The organism is Kocuria carniphila (genome assembly GCF_004136555.1).
In the GTDB taxonomy this organism is placed as follows: Bacteria; Actinomycetota; Actinomycetes; order Actinomycetales; family Micrococcaceae; genus Kocuria; species Kocuria carniphila.
Map to the genome: position 1 here is coordinate 1 of NZ_NOIT01000014.1, position 11,162 is coordinate 11,162.

Annotated in this window: 8 protein-coding genes and 1 pseudogene; 2 read left to right on the plus strand and 7 right to left on the minus strand. The window is 64.5% G+C overall.

Annotated elements, in window-relative coordinates; translation table 11 throughout:
- The first annotated feature begins 262 nt into the window (after positions 1 to 262).
- Positions 263 to 451: a sialidase family protein gene (locus tag EWV37_RS15595; protein WP_202976211.1), complete on the plus strand. Its 189-nt coding sequence runs from the start codon at positions 263 to 265 to the stop codon at positions 449 to 451.
- A gap of 36 nt (positions 452 to 487) precedes the next feature.
- Here EWV37_RS15595 and EWV37_RS15710 read toward each other — a convergent pair.
- From EWV37_RS15710 to hisS, 7 genes and pseudogenes are all read right to left on the minus strand, one after another.
- Positions 488 to 1,417, minus strand: a pseudogene (locus EWV37_RS15710) (DUF4862 family protein).
- A gap of 114 nt (positions 1,418 to 1,531) precedes the next feature.
- A complete protein-coding gene (locus EWV37_RS11075) occupies positions 1,532 to 3,016 on the minus strand; it encodes a replication-associated recombination protein A (protein WP_380097148.1) in 1,485 nt (494 codons plus the stop codon).
- Positions 3,017 to 3,232: 216 nt separating this feature from the next.
- Positions 3,233 to 3,685 (minus strand): D-aminoacyl-tRNA deacylase, encoded by a 453-nt coding sequence (gene dtd, locus EWV37_RS11080; RefSeq protein ID WP_129701617.1) that lies wholly within the window; start codon positions 3,683 to 3,685, stop codon positions 3,233 to 3,235.
- A gap of 119 nt (positions 3,686 to 3,804) precedes the next feature.
- Positions 3,805 to 4,686, minus strand: coding sequence for a class II glutamine amidotransferase (locus EWV37_RS11085; RefSeq protein ID WP_165189402.1), 882 nt, complete (start codon positions 4,684 to 4,686; stop codon positions 3,805 to 3,807).
- A gap of 46 nt (positions 4,687 to 4,732) precedes the next feature.
- Complete coding sequence (locus tag EWV37_RS11090) at positions 4,733 to 5,926, minus strand: MFS transporter (protein WP_274543006.1); 1,194 nt, start codon at positions 5,924 to 5,926, stop codon at positions 4,733 to 4,735.
- A 56-nt stretch (positions 5,927 to 5,982) separates the two neighbouring features.
- On the minus strand, positions 5,983 to 7,821 hold the full coding sequence (gene aspS, locus EWV37_RS11095; protein ID WP_129701621.1) for an aspartate--tRNA ligase: 1,839 nt from the start codon (positions 7,819 to 7,821) through the stop codon (positions 5,983 to 5,985).
- A gap of 111 nt (positions 7,822 to 7,932) precedes the next feature.
- Positions 7,933 to 9,288, minus strand: a complete 1,356-nt coding sequence (gene hisS, locus EWV37_RS11100; RefSeq protein ID WP_129701622.1) for a histidine--tRNA ligase — start codon at positions 9,286 to 9,288, stop codon at positions 7,933 to 7,935.
- A gap of 218 nt (positions 9,289 to 9,506) precedes the next feature.
- Between hisS and EWV37_RS11105 the strand changes: the two genes are divergently transcribed.
- Complete coding sequence (locus tag EWV37_RS11105; RefSeq protein WP_315276627.1) at positions 9,507 to 11,081, plus strand: DUF349 domain-containing protein; 1,575 nt, start codon at positions 9,507 to 9,509, stop codon at positions 11,079 to 11,081.
- Positions 11,082 to 11,162 lie beyond the last annotated feature (81 nt).

Sequence of the window (11,162 nt, forward strand, 5' to 3'; positions counted from 1 at the left end):
ATCGAGACGATGCGCCGAGTCGCCCGCGGCTTCCGGAACTTCGACAACTACCGCCTACGCGCCCTGCTCGCCGCCGGCGGACACCGGCCGTGGCGCAAGACCCCTACCCATGCTCATCTGTGAAGGGCCGGATTACGTCGCTCAAATAGCCGAAATTTTTTCGCAACCAAATGCGATCCGGGTCTCATACGACGGCCGGGAGGCAGTCGTCTTCGCCAATGCGTCCCAGATGCTGCCGTTTCGGGGCCGCGGAGTCCTCAGAATGTCCTTCGATGACGGCACCACGTGGGCGCACAACCGGGTGCTGAATCCCCGCCACCATGTGTATCAGTCAATGGCCCAGCTTCCCGACGGCCGATTGGCCGTCTTGTGGGAGCGGGAGTGGCAGGGGCTCTTTCTGAGTGTGCTTCCGTTGACGTGGCTCACGAGCTCACGCAGTACGGACGGCTGACACGCACTGGACTCCCATTTCGCGGTGGCCCACCGGTCAAGACTCCAGTAAACGAGTCACGTTCCGGATGATGTCCACACGACGCTGGATCGAGCTGCCGGTTGGCACTTGCACTTTTGCCCCCGTATAGGTGCACGCGCCACCGGCAGCTTCCAGACACTGCTCGACCGCCGACTCATCCATGAGAGACGTGGGTTCGTCACCCGTGAGGGGCAAATGCGCATCGGCCCACGGGGCCCCGTAACCATTACTCTCTCGACCCGCGCCGGAGAACATCAATCCCTCAAGAATTCCTTCCGATACCAATTGTCGGACATGTTCCACCGGACGATCAGAATTTTGAGCTTCAACCGCAGATCGTCCCCAGTTAATTGTCACGCCCATCCCCAATGACGCGGCAACGGGAATTTCATCGCCCAGGGAAAGAAACCGCTTTTCACCTTTGATTGTTGGATCATAGGCGTCACAGTGTTCCAAAACCAGTCGAGTCGACCATTCGTAAGTGTTGGGCTGCTCCGATAAGAGCATCTCAAGTGATCGCCCAAGTTGCGCTGGATCCGCTTTCATGGACGGAGCTTAATGGACGTGGATGACCTCCACTGACTTCTCACCCGTCAGCTGATTGAGTTCCTCGGCGCATTGCCGGGCCGCACGGGTGTAGTCCATTGCGGCGCGGCGCGCATTTTCGTCGGGAGATGCTAGGCCGAAAACACCACTGGCGCCTACCCTCTCCATGGTGCCGGGTATGAGCGTGATGACTGATCGGGTGAAGCGCCTTTTCATCTGCCGGGCCAACCATTCAATTGGGTCCACAAATCCGTCCCGGAACGGAATCTCTAGTGCCGTGGCCTTTCCATGTCGTGCGAGCAGGTCATAAAACATTTCCTGGTTCTTCTGATCCGATGGAATGGCCGCGTAAGCACCCACCACAATGGGGCGAAGGATCTCTTGATTCATGCGAGTCATAAATTAATTGTGCATATAAAATCGACAATTACCAGCCTTTTAAGCTGGGCCTTCAAGTGCCTACCGCTTCTTCCCTGTGCTCAAGGATTCTCTGTATTCATCTGAAGTTGAAGGCTATTCATCACGGACCATGCCGCGCAGGATCTCTACTCGGTGTGCAAGTTGTTTCTCGTGACCGTACGGCGTGGGCCGGTAGTAGTCTCGGCCCACCAGCTCGTCCGGCGGGTACTGCTGCGAGGCCACGGCATTGGGCTGGTCGTGGGCGTACAGGTAGCCGTCCCCGTGTCCCAGGGTGGCCGCACCCTTGTAGTGGCCGTCCCTGAGATGCATCGGAACCGGCCCGGCCTTGCCCGCGCGAACATCCGCGATGGCCTCATTGATGGCCATGTATGAGGCATTGGACTTGGGCGATGTAGCCAAATGCGTGACCGCCTGAGCCAGCGGGATACGCCCTTCGGGCATGCCGATCAGCTGCACCGCTTGTGCCGCTGCGACCGCGGTTTGCAGCGCTGTCGGGTCCGCCATGCCGATGTCCTCGGAAGCAGAAATGATCAGTCGCCGGGCGATGAATCGTGGGTCCTCCCCCGCTTCGATCATGCGCGCCAGGTAGTGCATGGCAGCATCCACATCTGAGCCACGGATGGATTTGATGAACGCGCTGATCACGTCATAGTGCTGATCGCCCTGCTTGTCGTACCGCACGGCAGCGCGATTGAGCGCTTCCTCCGCGTGCTCCAGGGTGATGGTCACGGGGCCGACGGCGCTCGGTCCCGAGTCTTCGTTGGTCACCGCGCCTTCCTTGGCGTCCCCGCTGTCGAGGGGCGCCCCACCGCCATCGGACTCCCCTTCGGCAGCTGCGGCATTTCGGGTGTGAGAGAAGGCCACTCCCGCGGAGGCGTCCAACGATGTCAGTGCCTTGCGAGCGTCACCGCCGGCCATGTCGAGCAGGTGGTTCCTGGCGTCGTCGTCGAGTGTGACCTCACCGTTGAGGCCGCGCCGGTCGGTCACGGCGCGATCGAGCAGTTCGTGGATGTCGGAGCGTTCAAGTGGCTGCAAGGTGAGCATCAACGAGCGGGACAACAGCGGTGAGATCACCGAGAAGGACGGATTCTCCGTAGTCGCGGCCACCAGAATGACCCAGCCGTTCTCGACTCCGGGAAGCAGCGCGTCCTGCTGGGCCTTGGTGAAACGATGGATCTCGTCCAGGAACAGCACGGTGCTGCGCCCGTGCAGATCGCGGTCGGTGAGCGCTTCGTCCATGACTCGGCGGACGTCCTTGACGCCTGCTGTGATCGCCGACAGTTCCACGAACTTGGTCCCGTGGCCGCGCGCAATGACGTGCGCGATGGTGGTTTTTCCGGTTCCCGGCGGTCCCCACAAGATGATGGAGTTCGGACCGGCCGGACCCGCATCAGTTCCGGCCAATACGCGCAACGGTGATCCGGCACGCAAAAGATGTTTCTGTCCAACCACTTCGTCCAGCGTGCGCGGGCGCATCCGCACGGCCAAAGGCGCTCGACCACGGCCACGGGTTGGCGCAGGATCGTCTTCCCGGTCGGGCTCGTCCGGGTCGGGCAGGTCAAACAGCGGATTGCTCACAGCACCGACCCTAACGGGAGGTTCCGACATGCATCCGTACGGAAGGTAGAAGTGTCATGTGAGGAAACTGCAGCGGTACGGCCTGGGGTGAGGAACGTGCACATCCGCGGCTACTTTTACGCTTTTCCCTCCCCCGGGGCCGCCAAGCTTCATTTTCCTCACCTGAGACTGCGCCACACGCCCGCTCCTTCAGAGGCATGCGTGAAGGCTCAGGGTTCACTGCCTCCGCGGGCGGTCCAGCTCGTCGGAGTCGACGATGATGGTGACGGGCCCGTCATTGATCAGCTCGACCTGCATATGAGCGCCGAAGACACCGGTGCCAACGTCCAAACCGGCCCCACGCAAGGATTCCACGAACTGATCGAAGATCGGCTCGCTGACGTCCCCGGGCGCCGCCGCTGACCACGAAGGCCGCCGTCCCTTCCGCACATCCGCGTACAGGGTGAACTGGCTGACGGCCAGCACGGGTGCGGACAGGTCCACACACGACTTCTCCCCCGGAAGGATCCGGAGCGTCGCGATTTTCTCAGCGAGTTTCTTAGCGGTCTCCGGGGTGTCCTCGTGAGTCACACCCACCAGTGCCAGCAGTCCAGGTCCGGTGATCTCCCCGGTCACCGAACCCTCAACCGTGACGGACGCCTTGGACACCGTTTGCAACACAATCCTCATGGGCTCAGTTCATCACACCCGGTAGACCAGCATGGATGCGGAGTCGTGCCACATCCTGGCATCAGTAGGACCCCTCTCGCGAGAGCGCGGCGCGACACGCGAGAGCGATGTCCTCGGCCTCAATCTGCACCCTGCGCCGTTGCCGCGTGACCGAGCTCGTCGTGACCGATCTGGCGCCGCGGCCGGCCCAAGCCCAGGTCGAGCAGCTGGAAGGCGTCACCCGGACCAGCGTGCAGCGCCCAACCCGGTGAGATCATCGCCCATTGAGCATCGTCCGTCATGCGTTCGCTGGCCACTACGGTGACCGTATTGATCGTGGGATCCAGACCGGCCACGGCCCAGTACCTTGAGGTGAAACGTACTGGTGACTGACCCGTCGGCGCCGGGTGTGAACCCGTTCCGGCGGGCCCGCTGAGGTACCACAGCGGATTCGTGTCCGGGTAACGCACCGCCCACACCTCCTGCGGTGTCGCCAGGACACAATTCAGGCAGTACAGCGACACGTTCTGCGCCAACCACGTCAGACATGCACGGAGCGCCTGAACAACATCGCCCGAGAATTCCCGCAAATATGAGGTCAGCAGCGCGAAGTAGCGCTCGCTGTCGGTGGTGCCAAGAACCAAAGAGGTCGCGTCACGCCGGGCCAGCTCCCGATCCAGCACATTGAGAGACCGAATCACCCCGTTGTGCGCGAACATACGCCCTTCCTGTTCGAACGGGTGCGTGTTGGCTACGCTCAGCTCGCCCTCGGTCGCGAATCTCACGTGGGCCACAAAGCTCGTACCGGTCAGGGCCTGCGCGGCTATCGCAAATTCGGGATCGAGGTAGGCGGCGAGTGCTGATCTGACGAGATGCGGCTTGCCGTTCGGATCGAAGGTGCCGATCCCGGCGCCGTCGGGCTGCCGTCGACTCTGCTCGGACAGTGAATCGGAGGCGTTCAACAGCCAGAACGAGCAGGTTTGCGGCTGCGCTCCGGTGTGGAGCCCGAACAGTCTGCACACGGCAACCTCCCCGGAGGTGATTCGCGCGGTGAGCGTGTTCTCGAGCCTACTCCTGCACCGTGCGGTCGGTCGCCACGCCATCCTCCAGAAAACGACGGCGCCCGGTCAGCAGCACACCCGCGGTCAAGGCGATCAGCATGAGCCACAGGTAACTGAACGAGGTCCACCATGAGCCACCCCATGTGAACAGCAGACCGAAGATCAGCGGTCCCACGCACCCGGCCAGGTATCCCACGCCCTGGCCGAATCCCGACAGTGCACCCGCCCCGGCCGTGCTGCGCGTGCGCGCGTTGATGAGCGTCAGGGCCAGCGGGAAGGAGGCCTGCGCCAGTCCGAAGATCGTGATCCACACCCACACGGCATCCAGCGGCCCCCATTGCGTGGTCGGCCACAACAACAGCCCCAGGTAGCCCAGCGCGTACAGAGCCACGGCCGTGAGCCCCAGACCGGTGGTCCGGGAAAGGCGACGCACCAACAGCGGCACCACCAGGCTCACTGGAATCCCCAAAATTGCGTAATAGGCGAGCATGAGCCCAGCCTGATGCTCGGAGAATCCGTAGCTCGTGATCACGCGCGGCAACCAGGTGAACATTGAAAACGTGTTGGACGAGGTTCCCACGAACAGCAGCACCAGCCCCCAGCCGATCGGCGATCGCCACGGCCTCACCGTGGCCTGTGCCGGATCCGGCGCGACCGACGACGCCGCTCGCGCACCCTCCCGACGCACGCTCACCCACATGAGCAACCACGGGATCAAAGCTGCCAGCGAGAAAACCGCCCAGGACCCGACCGAGAAACGCCACCCGGCGGCGTCGGCGAGGGGCACCGCGAAGAACGGGGCGGCCGCGGTGGACAGCCCCAGGAGCATCGAATAGATCGCGGTGAGCGGGGCAATGTGCTCGCGGAAGTACTTCTTGATGATGGGTGGCAGGGTCACGTTGCCGATGCCCAGCCCAATCATAATCAACAGTGAGAAGGCCAGAAAGGGACCGGACGAGGAACTGGCCGCGCGGGCAATCAGCCCCGCGGCCGCGAGTGCGCTGGCAATCGCCAATAACGCCTCCAAGCTGATCCGACGCATGGCGGCCGCAGTCAAGAAACCTGTGAGAGCGAAGCCGAGGGTCGGCAGCATGGCCAGCAAACCGGTGGAGGCCGCGTCCAAGGCAACGTCCTCGCGCACTCGATCCAGCACGGGTGACACCCCTGACACGGCGAGCCGTAAGGAGAAGGCGGACAGCACAATGCCGGCCAGGGCAATCAAACCCCGGCCGGCAAAGTTACTGTGACGCGTGCGTGCTACTTGGAATCGTCCTTTACGCCGGCCTGAGCCTGATCGGTCTCGGCCTTGTCCGCAGCCTTATCGGCCTTCTGGCCCTTGGGCTCGGGCTTGGCGTCCACGCCGGCTTCCTTGCGCTGCTGCGCGGTGATGGGCGCGGGAGCGGCGGTCAGCGGGTCGTAGCCGTTACCGGTCTTGGGGAACGCAATGACGTCGCGAATGGAATCGGTGCCGGCCAGCAGGGCCACCACGCGGTCCCAGCCGAAAGCGATTCCACCGTGCGGGGGCGCGCCGAACTGGAAGGCGTCCAGCAGGAAGCCGAACTTCTCCTGGGCCTCTTCCTGCGACAAACCCATCACGCGGAACACGCGGTCCTGCACGTCGCGGCGGTGGATACGGATGGAACCGCCACCGATCTCGTTGCCGTTGCACACGATGTCGTACGCGTAGGCCAGGGCGTCACCGGGGTTGGTGTCGAAGGTATCGAGGAACTCGGGCTTGGGCGAGGTGAACGCGTGGTGCACCGCGGTCCAGGCGCCGGAGCCCACGGCCACGTCACCGGATTCCACGGCGTCAGCGGCGGGTTCGAACAGCGGGGCGTCCACGATCCAGACGAAGGCCCAGGCCTCGTCGTCGATCAGGCCGGTGCGGTGACCGATCTCGACACGCGCGGCACCGAGCAGTGCGCGGGAGGGCTTGGCCTCGCCGGCGGCGAAGAAGACGCAGTCGCCTTCCTTGGCACCCACGGCCTCGGCCAGTCCGGCCTTCTCCTCGTCGGAGATGTTCTTGGCCACGGGACCGGTGATCTCGCCATCTTCCTTGAACAGCATGTACGCCAGGCCCCGTGCGCCGCGCTGCTTGGCCCATTCCTGCCAGGCATCGAGCTGGCGGCGCGGCTGGGAGGCACCACCGGGCATGACCACGGCACCCACGTAGGGAGCCTGGAAGACGCGGAACGGGGTGTCCTTGAAGTACTCGGTCAGGTCGGTGAGCTTGAGATCGAAGCGCAGGTCCGGCTTGTCCGTGCCGTAGTCGGCCATGGCCTGCGCGTAGGTCATGCGCTGGATGGGCGTGGGGATGTCCACGTCGATCAGCGACCACAGGGCCTTCACGATCGACTCACCCAGGGCGATGATGTCGTCCTCTTCCACGAAGGAAGCCTCGACGTCCAGCTGGGTGAACTCGGGCTGGCGGTCCGCGCGGAAGTCCTCGTCGCGGTAGCAGCGGGCGATCTGGAAGTATTTTTCGATGCCGCCCACCTGCAGCAGCTGCTTGAACAACTGCGGGGACTGCGGCAGCGCGTACCACGAGCCCGGCGAGAGACGGGCCGGAACCACGAAGTCACGGGCACCCTCGGGGGTGGAACGGGTCAGCGTGGGGGTCTCGACCTCCAGGAAACCCTGGTCGTGAAGCAGGTTGCGGGCCACGCGGTTGACCTCGGAGCGCAAGCGCATGATGCGGGCGGGCTCGGGGCGGCGCAGGTCCAGGTAGCGGTACTTGAGGCGCGCTTCCTCACCGACCTCCACGTGCTCGTCGATCTGGAAGGGCAGCGCGGCGGAGGTGTTGAGCACGGTCAGTTCGTCGACCATGACCTCGACCTCACCGGAAGGCAGGTTGGGGTTCTCGTTGCCCTCGGGGCGGCGCTCGACCTTGCCGGTGACCTGTAGGACGAATTCGTTGCGGAGCTGGTGGAACTCTGCTTCGTCGCGCACCACGATCTGTGCCACACCGGAAGCGTCGCGCAGATCCACGAACGCCACGCCACCGTGGTCACGACGGCGGTCGACCCAACCGGCCAGCGTGACCGTTTCGCCGATGTTCTGGGCGCTCAATGATCCGAGTTCGTGCGTTCGCAGCAAGAAATATCCACCTTTTCATGTCTGGGGTGTTGGCTCGACCGGTGCGTTCGCCAGCCGGTGGGCTGGGCGCGGCTCGGTGGCCAGGTCAGTCTGGTTGAAAGTCTACAAGTCTCAGGCGGTCTCGGGCGCCTCGACCGTGGGGTGCAGGTCCTCGTGCGGGGGCTGCCAAGCCGTGGGATCCGCGGTGACCTGCTCGCCGGAGCGGATGTCCTTGACCTCGTGGGTCACGGTGCCGTCCTCCTGAACGGTCGAGAACCACACGAACGGAATGCCGCGGCGTTCGGCGTAGCGGATCTGCTTGCCGAACTTCTGGGGCGACGCCGCCACTTCGGTCGCGATGCCACGGGCACGCAGTTGCCCGGCCACGTCCTGGGCGGCGGACCAGGACTCGTCGTCGTTGAGGGCCACGAGCACGGCGGAGGGCACGGCGCGCGAGGCCTTGGCCATGTTCTGGGACAGAATGCGGGTGACCAGGCGGGTCACGCCGATGGAGAGACCCACACCCGGGAAGTTCTTCTTGCCCGTGGTCGCCAGAGATTCGTAGCGCCCGCCCGAGCACACCGAGCCCAGTTGTTCGTGGCCCACGAGCACGGTTTCGTACACGGTGCCGGTGTAGTAATCGAGGCCTCGGGCGATGGAGAGGTCCGCGTTGACCTTGCCGGGAGCGCGACGGGCGGCCTCGCCCACGACCTCCGCGAGCTCGGTCAAGCCCTCCTCGAGCAGGTCGTTGCTCACGCCCAGTGCGCGCACCTGCTTCACGAAGGACGTGTCCTCGGTGCGGATGCTCGCAAGATCCAGGGCCGACGCCGCCTGCTCGGCGGTTGCTCCCACGTTCGCCTGCAGATTGGCGATCACGGCGTCACGGCCGATCTTCTCGAGCTTGTCGATCTCGCGCAGCACGGCGGGGGCGTCGTCCAGGCCGATGCCGCGGTAGAACCCCTCGGCGAGCTTGCGGTTGTTCACGCGCAGCACGAACGGCGGGATGGGCAGCCGTGACAGTGCTTCGATCATGACCAGGGCCAGTTCCACGTCGTAGCGGAAGGCCAGGGTGCCGTCACCCACCACGTCGATATCGGCCTGGGTGAACTCGCGGGCGCGACCCTCCTGCGGACGCTCACCGCGCCACACCTTCTGGATCTGGTAACGGCGGAACGGGAACGTCAGGTAGCCGTTGTTCTCCACCACGTAGCGGGCGAACGGAACCGTGAGGTCGAAGTGCAGTGCGAGCGCGCCCTCCTTGGGCGACTTCTCGTCCTCGTCCTGCTGCAGCCGGGACACGCCGTAGACCTCTTTGTCGATCTCGCCCTTGCGCAGCAATTGTTCGACCGTCTCTACGGCACGGGTCTCGATGGACGAGAAGCCGTGGAGCTCAAAGGTGCGCCGCAGTTCGTCCAGGACGTGTTGCTCCACGATCCGCTCTTCCGGAAGCCATTCGGGGAAACCGGACAGGGAGGTGGTGCGGGCCATGGGTGAGTTCTCCTTGGTGCGAATGCGGGGTCCCGGCGCGCGATCCTGGACCTGGTCATAGAAAGGCCCCGAGCGGCGTCGTGGTGTGTGCTGCCATTCTAGGACGCCGCGGTCGATAGGATGGCCGTATCGATGACCGATTCCACGCGTCGTGTGACGAATGCCCGCTTTTGTGGGGCTCGTAGCGCGGTCGTGGACGTGGAGAGAGAGTTATAGCGGTGACAGAACGTCCTGAATCCGACGACCGGCCCCAGACCCCCGAGTCGGCCCCCGTGCCAACTCCCCCGGCGAAACCTGCCAAGCCTGCTGCCCCGGCCGCAGCACCCACGCCGACGCCGCCCGCTGCAGCGCCGTCGAAACCCGCCACCCCTGCAACGCCCGCGAACGTCGTCCCCCAGGCCACCGAGGGTGCCGTGCCCGCGCCTGCCGGCCCGGCGCCGTCGGCACCCGTGGTCGCTCCCGCTCAGCCGGCCCAGTCAGCGCCGACCCAGACCGCGCCGGCCCAGGAAGCGGCCAAGCCCGCCCTGGCCACTCCGGAATCCGTGGCGCGTGCCAAGCAGCACGGCCGCGCGGACGAGAACGGCACTGTGTACGTGACCGTGGACGGTGAGGAACACGAGTGCGGCCAGTTCCCGAACGCGACCGAGGACGAGGCGATCGCCTACTTCGCGCGCAAGTTCGACGATGCCGAGGCCCAGGTTGACCTGCTCGAGCAGCGTCTCGCGGCCAAGGCTCCGACCACGGACATGCGCAAAACGGTGGAACACGTGCGTGAGCAGGTCGCCGCCCGCGGAATGGTGGGCGATCTGGCCGGACTTTCCACGCGACTCGATGCCCTAGATGTCGCCATTGGCGAGGCCGAGACCCGTGAAAAGGAAGAGCAGCAGAAGGCCAAGGCCGAGCAGCTGGCTCACCGCACGGCCATCGTGGAGGCCGCGGAAAAGGTTGCCGGTCAGGACCCTGAGAAGACCCAGTGGAAGCACTCGTCGGAGCGCATGGGCGAACTCTTCGATCAGTGGAAGGCGCACCAGCGTTCGGGCGTGCGGCTGTCCAAGTCTGATGAGGAATCCCTGTGGAAGCGCTTCCGCAAGGCCCGCACAACGTTCGACCGGCACCGCAAGGCGTTCTTCTCCAAGCTGGACGAGACCAACGCCAAGGCCAAGCGGGCCAAGGAAGCGCTGATCGCTGAGGCCGAGTCCCTGTCGAATTCGACAGATTGGGGCCCCACCGCCTCCAAGTACCGCGACCTCATGGATCGTTGGAAGGCCTCGCCCCGGGCGTCCCGCAAGGACGACGACGCCCTGTGGTCGCGGTTCCGCGCGGCCCAGGATGTGTTCTTCGACGCCCGCAAGGCCGCCAATGAACAGATCGATCAGGAGTTCGAGGCGAACCTGGTGGTCAAGGAGGAGCTGCTCGCAGAGGCCAAGAAGATCCTTCCCGTCAAGAATTTGGATCAGGCGAAGAAAGAGCTCGCAGCCGTACAGGCTCGTTGGGAGGAAGCCGGTAAGGTCCCGCGTGCCCACATGCGTCGCGTGGAGAACGAACTGCGCGCCGTCGAGGACGCCGTCAAGAAGGCCGAGGACGACCAGTGGCGCCGCACGGATCCCGAGACCAAGGCACGCTCCAACTCCATGTTGACTCAGCTCGAGAACAAGATTGCGGATCAGAAGACCGCCATCGAGGCCGCCCGTGCCTCCGGCAACGAGAAGAAGGCCGCCACCCTCGAGAAGGATCTGGCCACGAGCGAGCAGTGGTTGGCCACGCTGCAGGCTTCGGCTTCAGAGTTGAACTGATGTGAGCTGAGCGCACTGCACAGCGAACGGGGACCGTTCCGGTTGTCCACAACCGGGGCGGTCCCCGTTTTCTTTCCCGCC

What these genes read in the sequence shown, in the direction of transcription:
- dtd (WP_129701617.1), bottom strand. Translation starts at nt 3,685, where the DNA reads ATGAGGATTGTGTTGCAAACGGTGTCCAAGGCGTCCGTCACGGTTGAG.
- EWV37_RS15595 (WP_202976211.1), top strand. Translation starts at nt 263, where the DNA reads ATGTCCTTCGATGACGGCACCACGTGGGCGCACAACCGGGTGCTGAAT.
- hisS (WP_129701622.1), bottom strand. Translation starts at nt 9,288, where the DNA reads ATGGCCCGCACCACCTCCCTGTCCGGTTTCCCCGAATGGCTTCCGGAA.